Source organism: Pseudonocardia yunnanensis, assembly GCF_039534065.1.
Taxonomy (GTDB): Bacteria; Actinomycetota; Actinomycetes; order Mycobacteriales; family Pseudonocardiaceae; genus Pseudonocardia; species Pseudonocardia yunnanensis.
Window position 1 is genome coordinate 1 of sequence record NZ_BAAAUS010000034.1, and the last position, 20,014, is coordinate 20,014.

Here is a 20,014-nt window from a genome sequence, read left to right on the forward strand (position 1 = left end):
GATCGAGGGTGCGGGCGGGTTGGGTGCGCCGCTGGCGACGCGGTTGCTGGCTGATGGGCTGGCGGTGCTGGACGTGCCGGCGAAGCTGGCCGCGCGGGTGCGGGTGCTCTCGACGGGTCATGGCCGGAAGACTGATGAGGCTGACGCCGTCTCGGTGGGTGTCGCTGCGTGGACGGCGGCCGGGCTGGTGGCGGTGCAGTTCGACGAGCTCGCAATGGCGCTGCGGGCGTTGACCGAGCACCGCGACGACCTGGTCAAGATGCGCACCCAGACGGTGAATCGGCTGCATGTGCTGCTCGCGCACCTGCTCCCGGGTGGCGCTGACCTGGGACTGATCGCTGATGAGGCTGCCGGCTTGTTACGCCGGGTCCGGCAGCGTGATGTTCTCGGGGTCACCCGGCGGCGGCTCGCGGTCGAGCTGGTCGGTGAGGTCCGTCGGCTCGATGGTCGGATCGCCGCGACCGGTGAGCAGATCATCACCTCGGTCCGGGAGTCGGCAACGAGGCTGACCGAGCTGTTCGGGATCGGCGGGATGCTGGCCGGCAAGATCTTGGCTCGGGTTGGATCGATCCGCCGGTTCGCCTCGGCGGCGGCGTTGGCCTCCTACAGCGGCACCGCGCCGATCGCGGTGTCTTCCGGCGACGTCGTTCGGCACCGGCTCTCGCGCGCTGGGGATCGGCAACTGAACTACGCGCTGCATGTCATGGCGATCACTCAGATACGTCACGACACCCCGGGGAGGGCCTACTACCGGCGGAAGCGGGCGGCGGGGAAGAGCCACAAGGAAGCGCTGCGGTGTCTGAAGCGACGGCTGTCCGATGTGGTCTACCGGAGGTTGGTGCGTGACGCGCTCGCGGCAGGCCCGGGAGGACATCCGGGGGCGACTCTGCAGTCCAGCGCGGCCGGCTCAACCCCGACAGCCGACTCTTCGGACAAGTCACTTCCCGGACCCACCACGACTCAGCCTACGACCGAGGGAAAGTAGCCCCGGTGCTGACACAGAGAGGCGCCGAAGCGGTCGCGTGGACGAGCTGGCCTCGTCAGTTCGCATGGTCGTAAGGTCGCTGACATGACCGACGCCGTCGTGGTACCGGGCGGAAGGTACGGGCCGGCGGCTGGGCTCCTCATGTACGCCGGTGTTGTCGCCGAGAGGCGGGGAGCGACGGTCCACAGACTGGCGTGGTCTCAGGAACCGCCGGATCCGTTCCAGCCAGAGATCGAAGGTTGGGTGCGGGCAGAAGTCGGTCCTCGGCTCGACGCGGTCGGCGGGAACCCGCTCCTGATCGGGAAATCTCTCGGTTCCAACGCCGCGACGCTCGCTGCCGAGCGTCATATACCGGCGGTGTGGCTCACGCCGGTCTTGACCTTGCCGTGGATAGCCCGCGCCTTGAGTCGTGCGACCGCACCTTTCTTGGTCGTGGGTGGCACCGCGGACGCGATGTGGGACGGCGCTCAGGCGCGCCGGCTGTCGCGGCACGTGCTGGAGATCGAAGGGGCTGACCACGGCTTGCAGATTCCCGGTCCGCTCACCGACTCGGTCGCCGTACTCGGCCGGGTGCTCGTCGAGATGGAGAGATTCCTGGACGCGATCGACTGGCCCGGCAGAGCTGGGCAGCTGGCAGGCGGACGCGTAGTCGAGACTTGACAGCCACTCCTGATAGCAGCGGACCGGGACGACGGCACGCGCCCAACGACAGTGACGAGGATCGCCGCGCAGGTCAGGAACGGTCGTAGACGGCCCCGCACGTCCCAGCCGAGCCTGGCAGTCAAGGGGTGAGGGGTTCGAATCCCCTCAGCTCCACCCAGGTCAGACATATGATCACCGATCTTACGGTGGGTCTGACGGCGGTATCCCGCGTCACCTAGCGGGAACAGTTTGTCCATGACCGTTGCGCCTTCGTCAAGTTGCGGCATGGAGGCGAGGCGGACGGGGTCGGTTCGTCAGCTCGTGCGCTTCGACGTCGTCACGTCTGTCGGTTCGCCGATCTTCTCGAATGGATCGGGGGTTCCGGGTCGACACCGTCGCTCATACCAAGCGCAGGCCGGACGGCGGTCATGACGCGATCTGGTCTGACGGTTTCGACGCTTCGAAATTGTCAATAGCTGCCATCGAAATCCAGAAGTGTTGAGACGTTGGTCGTCCTATACACTCGGCCTGGGGATGACCGCAGCAACTGTATCGATACTCCAGTGCCTACCGGTGTCCGCCATGACCTGTCGACCGTCCACGCCTCGCGCAGCCATTGAAGGCGATTGTCGTCAGCGACATCCAGGGCCCGTTTTCCGTCGAACGAGGAGCGCGACAGGAGGCGCAAGACGTGAAGATTTACAGAGTTCCAGTTCTTTGGGATCCTGTTGACGAAGCGGTGCGTGCGGAAAGTCTCGGATTCGATGGAGTCTGCGCTGTTGATCATTTTTTTGTTCCGAACACGTTGGGGACGGAGTATCTGCTACCACATAGCCTTGTCACGTTAGGCGCAGTAGCCGCAGCGACCCAAGTGGTTGGCATCACTCAGACCGTCATGAATATCGGGTTTCACCACCCCGCGGAGCTGACCCAGGCCATCTTGACGTTGCAGCGAATCTCCAACGGGAGGGCCGAGCTAGGGCTAGGCGCCGGATGGTACGAGCCCGAGCACGAGGCGTTCGGCTACGAATTTCTGGCCCCGAGGGATCGTGTGGACAAGCTGACCGAAGCGGCCGTGATCTGCCGGAAGATGCTCGAATCCAATGGCGGAATAGACTTTGAAGGAAAGTACTACAGAGTGGCTTCGGACGTGCGATGGCCCGAAGTGCCGACCATCCCCGATATTGTCATCGGGGGTTCGGGGCCGCGCCTCCTCGCGCTTGCCGGCGCGGTGGCCAATCGGGTCGACCTGCTGCATACGATTCGTGCGGGGCGCCCGGTCTTAGGCGGTGCCTATTGCAATAACGACGAGCGAGTTTCCGCGATGATCGAGACTGCGCTCCGCTCGGCGGAACAGGCGGAGAATACTGTGAAATTCTCGGCGACCGTCTTCGTGTCGCTATCGAACGACGTAACGGAGATCGGAGAGCGGCGTCGGGCTCTTGCATCGTTCTCGCAATCTTCTCCGTCCTCTCTCGCGGAAGACTTGCTCTATGTGGTTGGAACGCAAGAGGATTTCCTTCGCGTGATGACGAGGCTGGCGCAGCTAGGTGTCGATCGGGTGCACCTCAGCGCGTTGCCACCGGAACGACAAGAAACACTGGATCTTGCGGTAGAATTGCTTCCGCAGGCGAAGGCAATTTGACATTCACGTCCGTGGGCGTGCAGAAACTTGATCTGGACCCCCGTGTACGCCATTACCAGCGCCAGGCGGGGGCGTGTCAGCGATGTCAACCGAGCGGCAGAGTGGAGGTCGGGGCTGTGCGTGACTTCCGTCCGCGTGATCGACCGGTGCTAGCGTGCCCGCGCATGCAGCGATCGGAGGCTCGTGGACGAGGCCACGTTCGAACAGGACCTGGTGCGGGCGCTGCTAGAGGATCAGCATCCGGATCTCGCAGACCTCGAGCTCCGAGACGTCAACGGAGGCTGGGATAACCAGCTGTGGCGACTCGGCGAAGAGCTGGCCGTGCGGTTACCACGCACCGAGCGCGCGCCTGCTCTGCTGCGCACCGAGCAGACGTGGCTGCCGGTCTTGGCGAAGCGCCTGCCGCTGCCGACGCCCACCCCGGTGCGTATCGGTGAACCTTCGAGCCTGTTCGAGCACACCTGGACGATCGCGCGCTGGGTCGAGGGTGAGCCGGCCGATCACGCGCCGATCACCCGCATCGATGCGGCCGAGATCCTCGCGGAGTTTCTTGGTGCGCTGCACGACCAGGCGCCCGCAGGCGCGGCGGCCAACCCCACGCGCGGCATCCCTCTGGCTGGACTGCAGGAAGGGGTCGACCGCGGGTTCGAGGTCATTGCCGACCACGCGAGCGCTGACAGCGCGCGGGAAGTCTGGGAGAAGGCCGTAGCAGCGCCCGTCTGGCCGGGCGCACCGCTCTGGCTGCATGGCGACTTGCATCCGGCGAACGTGGTCGTCCGGGACGGGATGCTCGCCGGGGTGATCGACTTCGGCGAGATGTGCGCAGGCGATCCCGCGACTGATCTTTCGGCCGCCTGGATCCTGTTGCCTGCCGGCGCGGCGAGTCGGTTCTTCGACGCCTATGGGCAGGCCGACGAGGCGACGATCGCCCGGGCCCGCGGCTGGGCTGTACTCCGGGCCCTGGGCCTGATCGGGATCGGACGGAACGGCAGGCTCGGTCTGCCCGGAGGCAAGCCGACCTGGGAACCGGCAGGCTACGCCACGCTCGAACGGGCACTGGCGGCGAACTGACCGCGTGCACGACCGCGCAGATACGCGGACATACGAGCGCAGTTGCAGTTTGTCGTAGCTCTCGGTGCATGGCACTGCGGTGTGGACGAACAGGGCGTGTGATTGTTCCGGATCGAGCAGGCACGCAGGGTGAGATCGAGTTCACGATCGCGTTAATCAGCCAGGCCGCGCTCATCCTCGTCGCTCTCGCGTTGTCACTGTAAGCGTGCAGTACGAATCTCTGGGCGGTGATGAGTGGTGCCTCGGGCCTGATCGAGGAGCACGACACCAATCTCTCCCTTGAGCGGTGACGACTGTCCCGTACTCCATTGGCGAAGACTGCCTTGATCTCCCTTGGTTGCTAGCCTCCCCCCGAGCGACAGGCTCGGACCGCGAGGTTGTGCCGGTCGGCGCACGCTGGGTTATGGGCCCGATCTTGACGAGGGAGGATGTGTGGGAAGTCCGCTCGCTGCATCAATTATCGCTGCCCTTGGCGTCATCGGAACTCTGCTCTCAGGGCTACTCACCCAGCACGTCAGCGCGCGTGCCCGGATGGCTGAGTTGGAGCACGATCATCGCACCCGGCGGGCCGAAGAGGGCCGCAACAGACAGCAGGCTGTTTTCGAGAAACGTCATGCGTGCTACGTCGCACTGAATATGGCCGATTGGCAGTTCCATTCGACGCTGATGCTCCATGTTGACGCCCTCCGCACATGTGTCGACACGGGCCGGACGAATGACGCCATGGAGACCGCCCGTGATGCCATGCGGGAGCAATGGGGCGAAGCGCAGCTCGTGTTGCCGGACGACCTGTTGCCGTTGGCGACCAAGGCCAACCACATCCTCTGGAAGATTTACGAGATGGTGCGCCGAATCGAGCGTGGCCATGGGGAGCCCGGCGAGTCGCTGGAGAGTGCTACTTCCATGCTGCGGAAGGCGAAAGAGCACGTTTTCGATCTGCGCAAGGCCATGCGCACGGACCTGGGAATCGGCTGAGCCCACGAAGTGTGGAGCCGTACTGCTGTCCAAAGCCCCTTTGCGGCAGCACTAGGGTTCCACAATGCTGCTGTGCAGCGACAGGAAGTCCCACAGCAAGTCCGCGACCGGGCCGTGGGGCCTGTCGCGACGGCGCGCCGCCGCAAGTTCCTCTACCACGCCGGGGAAGTGACGTCCGGCGACGGACAGCAGGCGTCCGTCGCGCAACTCCGCCTCGATCATGAACCGCGGCAAGTGCCCCCACGCCATGCCGTGCAGGATCAGTTCCTTCTTCATGAGGTGGTCCGGCACGGAACATCGGGGCGCGCCCTCGACCAGGAAATGGCCTGGTTCGGACGGGTGCCGGGCCGAGTCCCGGATCACGCATTGGGTGAAGGCCTGCATCCGCTGCGGTGTGATGTCGGTGGCCGGGGGGAAGGGCAGGAAACCGGGCGCCACCACCGGCACTATCGCCACGCGGCCGAGATCGATCCACTCCATCCGTACGTCGCTCTTGGGGACGCGGTGCACGATGAGGTCGGCCTCGTCCTCCAGCAGCCGCTCCCAGGGGCCGGTCACCGTCTCGAACTGCAGGTGCAGTCGCGTCTGCGGGTATTGCGCGAAGAAGCGGCTGAGCAGCTCCAGCACCGGCGGCAATGGGCACAGGTCCCCGAGCACCACGCGCAGCTCTGCCTCCTCGCCCATCGCCAACTGCGTGGCGTACGTCTGCAGCTCCTCGGCCTCGTGCAGCAGGAAGCGCACCTTGCGGTGGAAGGCCTGCCCTGCCTCGGTGAGGTGCACTCGATAGCCCGAGCGGTCCAACAGGCTCAGGCCCAGCTGGCGCTCGAGCTTGGCCACTGCCGCGAAGACCGAAGGATGCGAGCGGTGCAGCCGCTCGGCGGCGGCCTGGAAGCCGCCATCGCTCACGACGGCGTCGAAGCATTGCAACTCGTGAAGCGTGAAGCTGGACATTGTCGACGCAGCCTACAGAGCACGTCTGATCTTTGTAATAGCAGTCTGCGAGGATGTTCATAGGCTGACTGCCATGGACTCTCGGACCGTCACCTCCATCACCACTGGTGATGGCGTGCGCATCGCCTACCGCTTCGACGGTGAGCAGGACAAGCCGGTGCTGCTGCTCTCGAACTCCATCGGAACCGACCTCCACATGTGGGACGGCCAGGTGCCGGCTCTCACCGAGCACTTCCGGCTGCTGCGCTACGACGCGCGCGGCCACGGCGGCTCCGACGTCCCGAGCGGCCCGTACTCGCTGGACCGGCTGGGGCGCGACGTGGTGGAGCTGCTGGACGCGCTGGACCTGGAACGGGTGCACGTGCTGGGACTGTCTCTCGGCGGAATCGTCGCGCAGTGGTTGGGGATCCATGTGCCGGAGCGCGTCGACCGCCTCGTGCTCTCCAACACCGCCGCGTACCTCGGCCCGCCGCAACAGTGGGAACGGCCGATCGCCGAGCTGTTGGAGGCCCCCGACATGCGAGCTACCGCGGACATGTTCCTGCACAACTGGTTCCCGGCCCGGATGCTGCAAGCCGACAGCGAGGTTGTCGAGGGCTTCCGCCGCACACTGCTCGCCACGCAGCGCGAGGGCGTGGCCGGCAGCTGGGCTGCGGTTCGTGACTACGACCTGCGCCGCACAGCTACGCTCATCTGCGCCCCGACGCTGGTCATCGCGGGCGAGCACGACACCGTCACTTCCGCCGGTCATGGGAAAGAGCTCGCCGCTGCCATCCCCGGCGCACGGTTCACCGTCCTGCCCACAGTGCACATGGCGAACGTCGAACGGCCGGCGGAGTTCCTGGACGCCGTGATGGCCTTCCTCGACGAACGGCCCTGACGGCCCACCGAAGGAATCGACCTCGCACGGTCTGGCATGCGGGCAGAGGTCATGCCGCGGATACCGTGGGCCGCATGGAGATCTGGATCAATCCGGCCTGTTCCAAGTGCCGGAGTGCAATCACGGTGCTCGATGCCGAGGGGGCCGATTACACCGTGCGCCGTTATCTGGAGGACGTGCCGAGCGAGGACGAGATCCGGGAGGTGCTCGACCGGCTAGGGCTCGAACCGTGGGATATCACCCGGACCCAGGAGGCCGTCGCCAAGGAGCTCGGGGTCAAGGAGTGGGCCCGGGACGCGGGTTCGCGGGAGCGATGGGTGAAGGCTCTGTCCGAGCATCCGAAGCTCATTCAGCGACCGATCATCACCGCGGACGACGGTACGGCCGTCGTCGCGCGCACCGAAGAGGCCGTGCGGGATGCCCTGTCCCGAGAGGGCTGAAGCAGCCTCACGGTAGCCAGGGTGGCGGTTCCTACCGGCCGTCGATGTAGTGCCACGAGGAGCGTTCGACCCAGTTGGTCAGTAGCTTCCCGTCCTCGCGCACCGCCCAGACCGCGGTGCCGGTCAACGCGATGTCGCGCTGGTCGGGCGTCGTGCCGAGCGCTCCGTTGTTCTTCCCGGTCAACAAGAAGCGCGACGCCACCCGGCTGCCGTCGGAGCTCTGGAACGACTCGATGACCTCCAAGTGCAGCTCGCGGACCCTCTCGAGGAATTCCTCGATCCACTGCTTGAAGTTCTCGCGGCCGGATATCGTCTCTGCGCCGGAGACGATGAAGAAGTCGTCGACCACGAAGCGGTCTGCTGCGGTTGCGTCGTGGGCATTCCACACCTGGGCCCAGAAGGCGTGCACGATGTCCACGGAATCCCTAGCGCTCATGCGGGGTGCAACGCGTTGATCAGTGCAGAGACTCCCCGGATGACTGAGAGACCGCGCGCCGGGGCCGCGCAACCTGCGGAGATGACCTCCTCCACGTCGCTCGCTCCCCTTGCCGGCGCGCGGTCGTTCGATTCGGTGGGGGCGGGGAGGAATGTGCACAACCTCGCCAGCATCGCCGAGACAGTCATGATGGCGAATAGGACGCGCCCTGATTGAATATATCCATAACCCCAAGCTTGCGGGCAGTGCGGAGTGCAACTCGGCCTAGGATGTCGGTGGTAGCTAGGTAGGGAGGGAAGGGAACGGATTCGGACGATCCCGGCCCTCCCGCGCAGAAAAAGCGCGTTGGTGACACGCGCTCATAACGGCGCCGGATTTACCCGGTAGCGAATTTGGCCTGCGATGACCGACCTTGGAGAAGCTGATGACGCTGCAGGACGCCGATCGTCGTTCCATCGATCCGCCGGAGCCCCACCTCACGCCGGGTGAGCTGATCGCCAGGGCGGCGGCGATGCGCGGGAAGCTGCGCGAGCGCCAGGACAAGTGCGAGCGACTCGGGCGGCTTCCCGACTCGACGCTGCAGGACTACCTCGACGCCGGCTTCTACCGCGTCATGCAGCCGCGACGATTCGGCGGCTACGAGTTCGATCTCGACACCTTCCTGCATGTCGCGGTCGAGCTGTCGCGCGGCTGCCCCTCGAGCGGTTGGGTCTACGCACTCACGGCCACGCACACCGTCCTCATCGGTTCGTTGGAGGAGCTGGGTCAGATCGAGCTGTTCGGGGACGGCGACGTCCGCTGCCCGGGCTCCGCGATCCCGACCTCAGCGTTGAAGGTCGACGGCGGGTACAGGATCACCGGCTGGTGGGACTATGCGTCCGGCTGTGACGTGGCGACCCACTTCAACGGGCACGTGGCCGTCGTGACGGAGCCGGGCGGCAAGGTCGTGGAGACGCGTTCCGCCGCCATACGTCGGGACCAGTACCAGATCATCGACAACTGGGACACGCTCGGCATGCGCGGCACGGGTTCGCGGCGGGTCGTCGTCGAGGACCTCTTCGTCCCCGAGCGCCACACGGCCCCGCGGCCGAACGCCTTCCACCCCGTCGCCGCGTTCCCCGGGCGCGGCCTGCACTCCAGCCCATCGTTCTACGGGTCGCTCGCGTCCCTGCTCATTTCCGAGCCGACCGCGGTCTGCGTCGGCATCGCACAGGCGGCGATCGACGAGTACATCGAGAACCTCACTACGAGGCACCAGTGGGGTCCGATGTCGCCACGGCGTTCCGAGCTCCCGGTGTTCCAGCGGCTGCTGGGAGAGGCGACGGCGTACGCCGACACCGCAGAGGCGACGTTGCACCAGGTCGGACAGAAGTGGACGGAGTTGGCGCGACGCTCGATGGAGACCGGTGAACTCGTGAGCGACGAGGACGACCGCCGTCTCGTCATGATCGAGCAGCAGATCGTCGAGCTCGCGTCCAAGGCGGTCGAGACGGTCTTCCGCACCAGTGGATCGAGCGCCTCGAAGAAGGGCCAACGGATCGAGCGCTACTTCCGCGACCTCAACATGATCCGCACCCACGTCACACTTCAGTACGAGCGCACGTGGGAGAATGTCGGGCGCATCCGGCTCGGCCTCCAACCGGAGATGCCGATCTGATCCAGGGTCCGGATTCGCGGCCGTTGCCCTCCGTGCGACAGGCCGCTGACCTGGCCGGCAGCACGGCGCTCGAACCTTGAAACGAGGCCGCGAAGTGGCCTGCAAAACCGAGAACGCAAGTCCACGAACGGGCCGTTCCGACACCTCGAATGGCGGTCGCTCGGCGGATCATGCTTTGCGACGATCGAAGATGCGGCGCCGGAACTTTGCTCACTCCCGGTGACGAGATGATCGACAACTGACTGTCACAGGCCGGGGCACGGGGGACCGGCCTGTCCGTTCGCTCAAGGGGGAGCAACCGGATGACGTCCATCCTGATCTTCGCCGCCGGGGCGGCGCTGCTGATCTACAGTGCCGAGAAGCTGATCACCTACCTGGTCGGCGCTGCACGCGGCTTGGCGATCTCGCTCTTCCTGCTCGCCATCCTGTTCACCGGGATCGAGTTCGACGACCTCGCCTTCGGTGTGGTGCTCAATCTGGATGGCCTCGAAGACGTTGCGCTCGGCGTCGTCTTCGGAACCGTCATCTCGATGACCGGCCTGGTGCTCGCGATCGCAGCCATCGTCGCGCCCAGCAGGGTGGAGATCCCGAAGGACTACATCGTGTTGTTCGCGATCGCTCCCTTGGTGCTGATCGGGCCTGCACTGCTGGGAGGCCTGGGGGTCGGCTCTGCGATCGTTCTCATCCTGCTGTTCGTGGCTTTCGTTGCCTACATCGGCTACCGCGAGTCCCGGCGGGCGGTGCCCACGTTCCGAAGCTCGGAAGTGCTCGAGGCGGTGGACAGCCCCGAGCTCGTCGGCGCCGGCGTCAGTGGGAAGTCCGGGGGTGGCGGACATACCGGGGGCCATGGCGCCGGTGATCTCTACGAGACCGGCGACGTAGGCAAGGCCAAGGCGGTCAACCGGCCTGGGTGGATGCTGCTCTTGCTGGCGCTGCTCGCGCTCATCGGCCTCGTGGTGGGTGCCTGGGCCATGTCCGAGGGCACCGCGGGCATCCTGGAGAACTTCGCGATCAGCGGCACTGTGTTCGGGGCGACGATCGCGACTGTGGTGCTTTCCCTGGAGGACATCTTCCTGACCGCGGAGCCGGCCCGGCGGGGCGCCCCCGCGATCGGTGTCGGCAACGTCATCGGGAGCGTCGTGTTCTCGGTGACCGCGAAGGTGGGCATCATCGCCCTGGCCGGCGGCGCGCTCCTGATCACCCCGGAGATCTTCACCTGGCATCTGCCGGCTCTCGTGGTGATCAACGGGTTCGCAGCGTACGTACTCTTCACCGGGCACCTCCGGCGCTGGCACGGAGTGGTGCTGCTGGCGGGGTACATCGCCTACTGGGTCGTCAGCTTCTCGGTGTTCGGGCTGGTTCCGGTCGACGACGCCCCAGGTGCCGACGATGACGCGCAGCAGCCGGGTATCGAGGCACCGGCGGTGCCGGGTGCGCCGGACGACGACGCACCGGCCCCGGCCATCCCGGTCGCCCCGCCGGCCGACAACGGCGGCTAGCCTGCGCAGTCCCCGGTAGGGGAGGTGTGTCACCACCGGCCCCCGGCTGGGCCACGGTGGCGAGCCCGGTTGTGGTCCCCGCGCGCAGGGAGTAGCTGAATACCGTGCTTGTGATCGCTATCACCTTCGGCATCGTCGCCCTTGCCGAGCTGGCAGACACCAGCGGTCTGGTGACGCTCGTCCTCGCGAGCCGATACCCGGCACGACTGGTGCTGCTGGGCGTCGCCGCGGCCTTTGCCGTGCAGGTGGGGATCGCGGTCGCAGCCGGGAGCCTCGTTGCGCTGCTGCCCGAGAGAGTCCTCGAAGCCACGGTCGCCGTGACCTTCCTCGTCGGCGCGGTACTGCTGCTCCGCGAGGACGACGATGACGATGATGACGCCGCGACCCTCGGGGAGACTCGGGGGACGCGCTGGCGCGTGGTGGCCACCAGCTTCGGGGTCACCCTGCTCTCGGAACTGGGCGACCCGTCGCACATCATCATCGCCACGCTCGCCGCGCGGTACGACGACCCGCTCGCCGTCGGGCTCGGCGCCCTCCTCGCGTTGTGGGCGGTGTCCGCGCTCGCGGTGTTCGGCGGCCACCGCCTGCAGCGGGTGGTGCCGGTGCGCTGGGTGATCCGCGTGGCGGCAGCCGTCCTGATCGTCCTTGCTGCACTCAGCGCGATCGAGGCGATCCGCGGTTGAGCACGACGCGCTGCCCCGACCCGCTCTCAGGAACAGCCGGCAACTGTGCTGGGGTTGCCACAGTTGCTGGGCTGGTTGTTGGCCACGGCGGTGGCGGTGAGCGTGACTGTGCCATCGAGCCGGTAGATGCCACCGGCGTCGGCGAGGTCGCTGCCCACTACTCGGTTTGAGAGCACCACGGTGCCGTTCAGGGCGGTGGTGCCATCCGAGTAGATACCGCCTCCGAAAGAGTCCCCACCGGTCGCGGAATTGCCCAATATGACACTGTTGCTGATGTTGAGCTTCGCGAAGAATCCGGCGCTCCACACGCCGCCGCCGAGCGCGGCGTCCAGGCCGCTGGCGGTGTTGTTCAGCACGTGGCTGCCGATCAAGGTCATGGTGCCGTCCTCGTTCACCACGCCGCCGCCGAACGTGGTCCCGAAATCGGAAGTCGCATCGTTGCCCTGGATGCGGGTGCTGTTCAGGGTGACGGAGCCTCGGGAGTTGCTGATTCCACCGCCCACGCCCGCATGATTGCCGGTCACGGCACCGCCGCTGAAGGTCACTGTGCCGCCGACATTGGAGAGACCGCCACCTCCACTATCGGTAGCGGTGTTGTTGCTCAGGGTGCTGTTGCTGATCATCGCCGTCGCCTCACTCGAGGTGATGATGATCGCGCCGCCGCCCTCGAGTCGGGCGGTGTTGCCGGTGAGAGTGCTGGCCGAGAGGGTCAACCGAGCAGAGTCCGAGATGTGGATCGCGCCACCCTCGCGGGCGCGGCCGTTGCTCAGCGTCAGGGTGTCCAGGGTGAGGTTGCCTGATCCCTCGACCTGGAAGAATCGGAAGTTCGTGGCCGACGAACGGGCGATCGTGGCGCGGTTGCCGTTGATCCGGACCGGGGTGGTGATGACCGCCAGACCGTTCTCGCCGTCGTCCGGTGTGGTGAGCGTGTAGGTGCAGCCGGCGGTGAGATTCAGTGTGCCCCCACCGGCCGTGTTGGCGGCGGCGACCGCGCTTTGCAGCGCGGGCCCGTTGCACGGCACGAGAGTCTGTGCGAATGCGGTCGCGGGAGCACCCACGAGTACGCCGCCCACTACAACCGTCGTAGCCAGGAATCCACGAACGCGCATCAAGGACCGTCCCATGTCAAGGAGTCGTGTAGGCGGCGAGCGCCTCCGCGATCAGCTCTACGCACACATCCGCGAGAACTGTGCGCACACGATCTTCCTTGCCCGTAGCAGAATCATTCGATGGAGCCGGTGATTCGACCACCGGAGGGACAACCACTGACGATCACGATGCGGCTCGCCGTCAGCGGCGGATCTGATAGCGGATGTGGGTGGCCTCCCGCGTGTCGATCACCCGGACGATCTTCAGTTCCACGCGCGATGGCAGCACGTCGAACACGCGGCGGCCGGCGCCGAACAGCACTGGGATCTGATGGATCTGCAACTCGTCCAGGACTCCGGCCTCGAGCGCCCGTTGCGCCGTGTACGCGCCATGTACCATCACGTTCCGGTTCCCGGCTGCGGTCTTCGCCTGTGCCATCGCGCTTTCGATCCCGTCGGTCACGTACGTCACCAGCGGATAGTCCGCGACGGTCGTGCCGGGCGGCCGGTGACTGGGCACGAAGATCGGGACACCTCTGCCGTGATGATCACCGCCCCAGTGATCGACCTGCTCCGCAGTTCGTCGTCCCGCGACAATCGCGCCGGTCGCGTTCATCTCATCCATCAACTCTCCGGCGGGCCCGTCCGTCCGGAAACCCTCCCCGTCGGGTGTGACGCCCCACTCGTGCAGCCGGCCGAAGCCGTCGCCCCCGGGATTGCCCGGCTCGTCGTTCGGAGCCGCGATGTATCCGTCGAGCGACATCGACATGTACAGCACTGAAGCCGGCACTTCGATCTCCTGCGGTCTCGATCCGGACTGGTTTCACTGTGCTGAAGACCCCGCATGGCGGCATTAGTCATCGGTCAGCAGACCACTGGACAAAGGTGCACGGCCGGTCCGACTACGAGCGGCGCGCCTGGTGTCCGCTGCGTCGAATGCCCGCCTCTACCATCCGCAGATGCCCGTCTCCGATGATCTTGATGCGTTCGAGCACCTGGACACCTCGACGCTGCCGCCGCGCCAGCAGCGGATCCTGGTCGCGATCCGGGATTGGGTGGTCCGGTACGGGTACTCGCCGAGCACGCGCGAGATCGGCGATGCCGTCGGGCTGCGGTCACAGTCGTCGGTGTCGAAGCACGTGGCGAGCTTGGAGGAAAAGGGCTTCCTCCGGCGTGGTGCGGCGCTGTGCCGACCGATCGACGTGCGCATCTTCCTGCAGGAGCCCGAGGAGCGCAGGAGCGGCGACGACTCCGTGCCGGTGCCCGTGGTGGGCGATATCGCGGCGGGGACCCCCATCATGGCCGAGGAGCATGTCGATGACTATCTGACGCTGCCTCGCGCACTCGCCGGGCGCGGCAACGTCTTCGCTCTGCGCGTCCGCGGAGACTCGATGATCGACGCTGCGATCTGCGACGGCGATACCGTCGTGGTGCGTCAGCAGGCCGAGGCCCATTCGGGCCAGATCGTCGCCGCAATGATCGACGGCGAGGCCACGGTCAAGGTGTACCGCCGACGCAACGGACACGTCTACCTCGAGCCCCGCAACCCGGCTTACGACGTCATCGACGGTGACGAGTCCGTTGTGCTGGGCGTCATCGTCTCGGTGTTGCGCAGCATCTGACACGAGTCTTCCGTCTCGCGCTCGCCTGCCTGCCAGTTGCCGGACGGCTAGTGTGCTCCGGTGTTTGTCCAGGATGAGGACGCAGCGACACCTCTGGAGCCACGCGTTGCGGCGGCAGTGGTCGACGTCCTCGTCTACGTGGTGGTCCTGAACCTCTTCGTGGAGTACTTCCCCCAGGTGCTCACCGAGACGTTCACCCTGTCCTTGCTCACGGCCGTCCTTCTCAAGGGGGTTCTCGAGGTCGTCGTCGCCGCGAAGAACCGGGTCAAGGCACGGTTGCGGGCAGCGTCCACTCTGAGCGGCAAGGTGATCGCGGCGGTCCTGCTCTGGGTCGTCCTCTTCGGGAGCAAATTCCTCGTCCTCGAGGCCGTCGACCTCGTCTTCGGCGACAGCGTCAGCCTCGGCGGCTTCTTCTCTGTGACGCTGTTGATCCTCGCGCTGTTGCTGTCTCGGGCGGCCGTTCAGCGTCTGCTCCACAGCCACCGTCTGCGCGAATAGACGCTCTGCGACGGGGGAGACGCACGTCACGCCAGCTCCCGTCACAAGTCGCCGAGCTGCCCTGTCATGGAGGTGTAACCAGCAGCAACGGCACAGGAGTGCACCATGGACGCTCGTTTGAACCTCTTCGGCAACCCGGTCGCAGCCAAGGTCCTGAGGCACATCACCTCAGCAGGTAGGGCGGTCGAGGGCTCGACGCTGCCGGCCGCTACGCAGGAACTGGTGAAGATCCGTGCCAGCCAGATCAACGGCTGCGGCTTCTGCACCGACATGCACACCAAAGACGCCGCGCAGGCCGGGGAGACCTCGGTGCGCCTCAACCTGGTGGCGACCTGGCGAGAGGCCACCGTGTTCACCGATGCCGAGCGCGCTGCCCTCGAGCTGGCGGAGCAGGGCACTCGCATCGCCGACGCGGCGGGGGGTGTCACCGACGAGGTCTGGGCGAATGCCGCCAAGTACTACGACGAGGACCAGCTCGCCGCTCTGGTGTCCATCATCGCCGTCATCAACGCCTTCAACCGGTTCAACGTCATCGTCCAGCAGCCCGCCGGCGACTACCAGCCCGGCCAGTTCGGATGACGAGAGGCGTGGGCCGTCCCGCCGGCTGGATAAGTTGATCGGATGCCGGAGGCTCTGATCGTCGGTGGGACCGGTCTGGTGGGTCGGGCGGTGGCGCGACGGTTGCTCGCCGACGGGTGGACGGTCAGCGTCACGGGTCGCGATCCGTGCCACCTCCCATCCGACCTCGCCGCGGCGGGAGCGCGTTTCGTCGCGGCCGACCGTGACGACGCCGACGCGCTCGCGGCGGCGGCCGGCGACGGGGCGGACCTGCTCGTGGACTGCATCTGCTACACCGCCGCGCAGGCCGAGCTGCTCGTCCCGCTGGCGCGTCAGGCGACCTCGACGGTGATGATCTCCACCAAGGCGGTGTACGTCGACGGCGCCGGCCGTCACACCAATTCGGACATGCCGCCCCGGTTCACCGGGCCGGTGACCGAGCAGCAGCCCACCATGGCGCCGGGCTGCATGGACTACAACTCCCGCGAGGGGTACGGCGCGAACAAGGTCGCCGCCGAGCATGTGCTGCTCGACAGCGGGTTGCCGGTCACCGTGCTGCGGCCGTCGAAGATCCACGGCCAGGGGAGTCGGATGCCGCGCGAGTGGTACTTCGTCAAGCGCGCCCTGGACCGGCGGCCCGTCGTGTTGCTGGCGGCTGGTGGCGCCGGCACGGACCACACCTCGGCGGCGACGAACCTCGCGGCGCTCGTGCAGGCGGTGGCCGTACGACCCGGGCGACGGATCCTCAACGCCGCGGACCCGGACGCACCTGATGGGCTCGCCATCTCCCGCGCGGTCGCCGGCCTCGTCGGCCACGAGTGGCGGGAGGTGTTGCTCGACGAGGCCGCGCCACGTGGCCTCGGCGAGCACCCCTGGCACACACTGCCGCCGATCGTCCTGGACATGGGCGCCGCATACGCGCTGGGCTATCAGCCGGTCGGGGACTACGCGACCAGCGTCGCCGACTCGGTGCACTGGCTGGTTGAGGAGTCCCACATGGACGGTGACGCCCAATTGCCCCCAGGGCTCGACGCGGCTTCCTTCACCGGTTGTTTCGACTACCCCGCCGAGGACGACTATCTGGCCCGGCTCAGCTGACCGTGGAGGACACGAATTGCGGCGACGGGTCGGGGATTGATGTCTGGCGAGGAGCCGCTCATCGCCGTGGCGTGACGGCCGTGTTGTGCACGTTCGATCCGGTCAAGCGCAATTCGGAGCTCACAATCGTCATGGACTGCACGGACGATGAGTTGGCGGAGATCGAGTCGTTCTATCGGCCGCAGCCTCAGGCGGTCATGGTGGTTCGACGTCCTGGCTGAAGCGCCGACTGATCGCGGCCGTGACCGCCGACCAGGCGGAGCCCGCAGCCGCCACCGGATAGGCTCGGCCACGTCCGGATCCGGGCCGCACGGGTCCGTACCGGTGACTCGACGGCTGGGCCTCTGGTGACGTCTCCCTCGCGTGTGGTGCTCGATCGGCTGCGTGCCGTCGACTCGTCCGATGTGGATATGGCCTTCGATCACGCGAACTCGCGCGGGCTGCTGATGCGGGAGTACCTCCGCCGGGCGGCGCTCTGGGCACGGCGCTGTGGGGTGGAGGTCGCGTGGCCGTTCTTCGACATCGCGGAGCAAGTCGACCCGACGCTAAGGCCGCCCGACGACGTCGCCGCCGAACTCGACGAGTTCGTCCAGGAGGTCAGCCCCTCCTCCGTCGCGAGGACGTGCCGGGCGGCTGTGCGCTGGGCGGCGCTCCCGGCCAGGGACGAGGACGATCTGCCGGACCCCTACGAACGCTGGTCATCCTCTACGAACGAGGCGGCGGGTTTACATCGAGGAGTTCGTCGATCTCAACGGCGTGATGATCCGGCTGGGAGACGTGGAGAGCAATGCCTCCGCCACGCCATTCCTCACGCTCCGTCCCACGACCCTCGACGCACTGGACGCACTGGACGCACTGGACGCGAGATCACCTTGCAATCTCCGCTGGGAGCCGACCGAATATCTCGCGTTGCACGATCTCGGCCACAACGACGAGGATCATGTCGAGATCACCGAGATCGAGGCCGCCACGTTCGTCGAATGGGCCACGTCGAGTCTCGGGACGCGGAGCGGACGAGCGATGAGGGCCGGCTCAACTTGCGCCTGGGCCGGTGGCCTACGGATTCAGGACGGATGAGCCTGCCGGATAATTGGTGGCGGACGAACGTGCGCACCGGGTAACGCCCGGGCAGGCGACGAGGGGTGGCGCGGCGGGGCGTTCAGCGTCGGTTTCCTTCGGAGATGACTGCGGAGTTCAGCGCGGGCGGCGCCGGCCCCCCGGCGACCCTCGGCGAGATGATCGGGAACTCGGGCGACAACGAGTCGGGCCATTTTTTCGCGCTCCTGTGTCCGGTCCGCATCGGTGCGGGACTGGTCGGCGACGTCGGTTTCGCGGCTGCTGTCGAGTCGCTGTCGAACGGTCGCGATGCGTGGCCGTCGGTCGTCGCCGCATTCGTCCACGCGCTCGCCGGTTGTCGGCGCAACGCATCGAGGCGCCTTGCCGAGGCCGGAGTCGGGGAACTCCGAGCGCGGCAGAGAATGCCGAACGGGGATGTGACCGGCGTCGGATCCTGCTGAGCAAGAGCTCGACCGGAACGCACGCCGACCCTCGGAAACCTTTTGTGCGGCGATGAAGACCGAGGCCTCAGCCTCCGCTCACTACGGCTCCTACTCGGATGGCTTCCATAGCTCATCACGCAGCTGCACGACCCGGCTGACCGCGCCCACCGTGGTCCGCAGTGGGCCGGCCGGGCGACCTGTCGCCATCCATGTTGCGTGGACGATCGGTCGGTCGGGCACTGCGTCCGGTGGTGCCGGTACCGAATGGTCATCGTCGTGTCACCGCGATGGCAGCCGGGACGTCCCCTGTTGTTCACCTTGGGACGACATCGTCCTTGTCGATCACTTCACGGGGTTCGTGCCGGTTGCTGACGTGTCGCGACGGGCCGGACCCAGCGTGGAAGTGGTGGTGAGGGGTTGTTCGCGGGTCGCTGCCTCGGGCGCGACGTGCGGTCCCCTCGGTGCGGGTTTTCTGTGTGTCTTCCCCTTTTTCTGCCATGTGCCTGCTGGTGCGGGTGTCTGTGTGGCTGTCTCGTCGGTGACGTCAGGAGTCGTTGGTCATGGGTGTGGTGTCGGTGCGCGATGGTGGGGCCGTGGGCCCTGCTGTGCGTGCTGCTGCGCCTGTGCGGTTGCGGCTTTCGCCGGTGGAGCGGTTGTTGTGGGTGCTGCGTTGGCTGGTGGGTCTGGCTGGTGCGGTGGTGGTGCTGTGGGTGGGGGCGGCGTTCTTGGCGGCGTCGCCTGCGTCTGCGGCGGTGGTTGTTCCGGTAGCTGCTCAGCAGGTTGTGTCGAAGGGAGGTCAAAGCAAATCTGCGGGTGGTAGTGGTTCGGGTTCTTCTGGTTCTTCGGGCTCCTCTGGTTCTGGGAAGTCGACGGGGAAGTCGGAGAGCAAGTCCGAGAAGCAGTCCGGTGCGAAGTCGTCGAGCGCGAAGTCGTCGAGTTCGAAGTCCGGGTCGACGGCGGAAAAGTCCAGTACCAAGAAGGTCGAGTCGAAGCCGGCTCCGAAGACGAAGGCTGAGCCGAAAACGAAGGCTGAGCCCAAGACGAAGGCTGAGCCGAAGTCGGCTCCCAAGTCGACGCCGGACTCGAAGCCGGCCCCTAAGGTGAAGACTGAGTCGAAGCCGGCTCCCAAGTCGAAGTCGGATTCGAAGCCGGCGCCGAAGTCGGAGAAGGAGTCCGGCGGCGAGAAGTCGGCCCCGAAGTCGAAGCCGGCCCCGAAGGCGAAGTCGGACTCGAAGTCGGCGCCGAAGGTGGAGGCGAAGTCCGGCGGGGAGAAGGTTGAGCCGAAGTCGGCTCCCACGTCGAAGTCGGATTCGAAGCCGGCTCCCAAGTCGAAGTCAGCCCCGAAGTCGAACTCTCAGTCGGAGAAGACGTCTGGTGGGCAGGATGGTGTCTCGGGTTCGAGCGATGCTCCCCGAGGGACGAATCAGCGGGTCGAGAACGCCGCTGCCACCGGGAAAGCGGTGCCCAAGCCGGGAGCGCCTAAGCAGGCAACGTCGACAAAGGCAGCGGCTGAGAAGGCAGCGCCGGCGATCGCAGCGGCGGGGAAGGTCACGCCGAAGAAGGCGGTGGAGACGACGGCCGTCGGGAAGCCGGCGGGTACGACTTCGGCCACGCAGGGTGGAAAGGCTTCTGTGCAGCCGGGTGAAAAGGGCTCGGCTGCCGCGCGGCAAGAAATTGAGGGTCTGGCGAAGCGTGTCGGGACTGCGGGGGCGGGTAAGGCGGTTGACGGTCGGGCCGCGGCCAAGCCGGTGACGGGGGCGGCCGCGGAGCTGACTCGAGTCGGTGCC

21 protein-coding genes are annotated in these 20,014 nt (G+C 66.6%); 15 read left to right on the forward strand and 6 right to left on the reverse strand.

Annotated elements, in window-relative coordinates; genetic code table 11:
- The 5 genes from ABD743_RS28855 to ABD743_RS28875 all read left to right on the forward strand — a co-directional run.
- On the forward strand, positions 1-985 hold a 985-nt coding region (locus ABD743_RS28855), incomplete at its 5' end, for an IS110 family RNA-guided transposase (protein WP_344725504.1).
- An 84-nt stretch (positions 986-1,069) separates the two neighbouring features.
- Positions 1,070-1,645: an alpha/beta fold hydrolase gene (locus ABD743_RS28860; protein WP_344725505.1), complete on the forward strand. Its 576-nt coding sequence runs from the start codon at positions 1,070-1,072 to the stop codon at positions 1,643-1,645.
- A 673-nt stretch (positions 1,646-2,318) separates the two neighbouring features.
- Positions 2,319-3,272, forward strand: coding sequence for an LLM class flavin-dependent oxidoreductase (locus tag ABD743_RS28865; protein WP_344725506.1), 954 nt, complete (start codon positions 2,319-2,321; stop codon positions 3,270-3,272).
- A 183-nt stretch (positions 3,273-3,455) separates the two neighbouring features.
- Positions 3,456-4,343, forward strand: a complete 888-nt coding sequence (locus ABD743_RS28870) for an aminoglycoside phosphotransferase family protein (RefSeq protein ID WP_344725507.1) — start codon at positions 3,456-3,458, stop codon at positions 4,341-4,343.
- A gap of 432 nt (positions 4,344-4,775) precedes the next feature.
- Positions 4,776-5,318, forward strand: a complete 543-nt coding sequence (locus ABD743_RS28875; RefSeq protein WP_344725508.1) for a hypothetical protein — start codon at positions 4,776-4,778, stop codon at positions 5,316-5,318.
- A 51-nt stretch (positions 5,319-5,369) separates the two neighbouring features.
- Here the strand turns inward: ABD743_RS28875 and ABD743_RS28880 are convergent, their stop codons facing one another.
- Positions 5,370-6,269: a LysR family transcriptional regulator gene (locus ABD743_RS28880; protein ID WP_344725509.1), complete on the reverse strand. Its 900-nt coding sequence runs from the start codon at positions 6,267-6,269 to the stop codon at positions 5,370-5,372.
- A 73-nt stretch (positions 6,270-6,342) separates the two neighbouring features.
- On the opposite strand from ABD743_RS28880, the gene pcaD reads away from it, so the two are divergent.
- Positions 6,343-7,149, forward strand: coding sequence for a 3-oxoadipate enol-lactonase (gene pcaD / locus ABD743_RS28885; protein WP_344725510.1), 807 nt, complete (start codon positions 6,343-6,345; stop codon positions 7,147-7,149).
- A gap of 74 nt (positions 7,150-7,223) precedes the next feature.
- On the forward strand, positions 7,224-7,589 hold the full coding sequence (locus ABD743_RS28890) for an ArsC/Spx/MgsR family protein (protein ID WP_344725511.1): 366 nt from the start codon (positions 7,224-7,226) through the stop codon (positions 7,587-7,589).
- 31 nt (positions 7,590-7,620) lie between these two features.
- On the opposite strand, the gene ABD743_RS28895 is transcribed toward ABD743_RS28890, so the two are convergent.
- Positions 7,621-8,007: an ester cyclase gene (locus tag ABD743_RS28895; protein ID WP_344725512.1), complete on the reverse strand. Its 387-nt coding sequence runs from the start codon at positions 8,005-8,007 to the stop codon at positions 7,621-7,623.
- Positions 8,008-8,449: 442 nt separating this feature from the next.
- On the opposite strand from ABD743_RS28895, the gene ABD743_RS28900 reads away from it, so the two are divergent.
- The 3 genes from ABD743_RS28900 to ABD743_RS28910 all read left to right on the forward strand — a co-directional run bounded on the left by ABD743_RS28900 (position 8,450) and on the right by ABD743_RS28910 (position 11,864).
- On the forward strand, positions 8,450-9,682 hold the full coding sequence (locus ABD743_RS28900; RefSeq protein ID WP_344725513.1) for an acyl-CoA dehydrogenase family protein: 1,233 nt from the start codon (positions 8,450-8,452) through the stop codon (positions 9,680-9,682).
- A gap of 302 nt (positions 9,683-9,984) precedes the next feature.
- Positions 9,985-11,181 carry a sodium:calcium antiporter gene (locus tag ABD743_RS28905; RefSeq protein WP_344725514.1) on the forward strand — a complete coding sequence of 399 codons (1,197 nt, stop codon included), beginning with the start codon at positions 9,985-9,987 and terminating at the stop codon, positions 11,179-11,181.
- A 104-nt stretch (positions 11,182-11,285) separates the two neighbouring features.
- Positions 11,286-11,864 carry a TMEM165/GDT1 family protein gene (locus ABD743_RS28910; RefSeq protein WP_344725515.1) on the forward strand — a complete coding sequence of 193 codons (579 nt, stop codon included), beginning with the start codon at positions 11,286-11,288 and terminating at the stop codon, positions 11,862-11,864.
- A gap of 26 nt (positions 11,865-11,890) precedes the next feature.
- On the opposite strand, the gene ABD743_RS28915 is transcribed toward ABD743_RS28910, so the two are convergent.
- Together ABD743_RS28915 and ABD743_RS28920 are read right to left on the reverse strand one after the other, a co-directional pair.
- Positions 11,891-12,886, reverse strand: a complete 996-nt coding sequence (locus ABD743_RS28915; RefSeq protein WP_344725516.1) for a hypothetical protein — start codon at positions 12,884-12,886, stop codon at positions 11,891-11,893.
- Positions 12,887-13,154: 268 nt separating this feature from the next.
- Positions 13,155-13,721 carry a dihydrofolate reductase family protein gene (locus tag ABD743_RS28920; protein ID WP_344725517.1) on the reverse strand — a complete coding sequence of 189 codons (567 nt, stop codon included), beginning with the start codon at positions 13,719-13,721 and terminating at the stop codon, positions 13,155-13,157.
- Positions 13,722-13,911: 190 nt separating this feature from the next.
- On the opposite strand from ABD743_RS28920, the gene lexA reads away from it, so the two are divergent.
- The 5 genes from lexA (at position 13,912) to ABD743_RS28945 (ending at position 18,245) form a co-directional block, all read left to right on the forward strand.
- On the forward strand, positions 13,912-14,574 hold the full coding sequence (gene lexA / locus ABD743_RS28925) for a transcriptional repressor LexA (protein ID WP_344725518.1): 663 nt from the start codon (positions 13,912-13,914) through the stop codon (positions 14,572-14,574).
- A 60-nt stretch (positions 14,575-14,634) separates the two neighbouring features.
- Positions 14,635-15,072, forward strand: coding sequence for a hypothetical protein (locus ABD743_RS28930; protein ID WP_344725519.1), 438 nt, complete (start codon positions 14,635-14,637; stop codon positions 15,070-15,072).
- A 105-nt stretch (positions 15,073-15,177) separates the two neighbouring features.
- Positions 15,178-15,651 (forward strand): carboxymuconolactone decarboxylase family protein, encoded by a 474-nt coding sequence (locus ABD743_RS28935; RefSeq protein ID WP_344725520.1) that lies wholly within the window; start codon positions 15,178-15,180, stop codon positions 15,649-15,651.
- Positions 15,652-15,693: 42 nt separating this feature from the next.
- Positions 15,694-16,728 carry an NAD-dependent epimerase/dehydratase family protein gene (locus tag ABD743_RS28940; protein ID WP_344725521.1) on the forward strand — a complete coding sequence of 345 codons (1,035 nt, stop codon included), beginning with the start codon at positions 15,694-15,696 and terminating at the stop codon, positions 16,726-16,728.
- Between the two features lie 1,181 nt (positions 16,729-17,909).
- The gene (locus ABD743_RS28945) at positions 17,910-18,245 is read left to right on the forward strand and encodes a hypothetical protein (RefSeq protein WP_344725522.1); all 336 of its coding nucleotides are present in this window, start codon (positions 17,910-17,912) and stop codon (positions 18,243-18,245) included.
- A 778-nt stretch (positions 18,246-19,023) separates the two neighbouring features.
- Here ABD743_RS28945 and ABD743_RS28950 read toward each other — a convergent pair.
- The gene (locus ABD743_RS28950; RefSeq protein WP_344725523.1) at positions 19,024-19,554 is read right to left on the reverse strand and encodes a hypothetical protein; all 531 of its coding nucleotides are present in this window, start codon (positions 19,552-19,554) and stop codon (positions 19,024-19,026) included.
- Positions 19,555-19,650: 96 nt separating this feature from the next.
- On the reverse strand, positions 19,651-19,839 hold the full coding sequence (locus tag ABD743_RS28955) for a hypothetical protein (RefSeq protein ID WP_344725524.1): 189 nt from the start codon (positions 19,837-19,839) through the stop codon (positions 19,651-19,653).
- Positions 19,840-20,014: the final 175 nt, after the last annotated feature.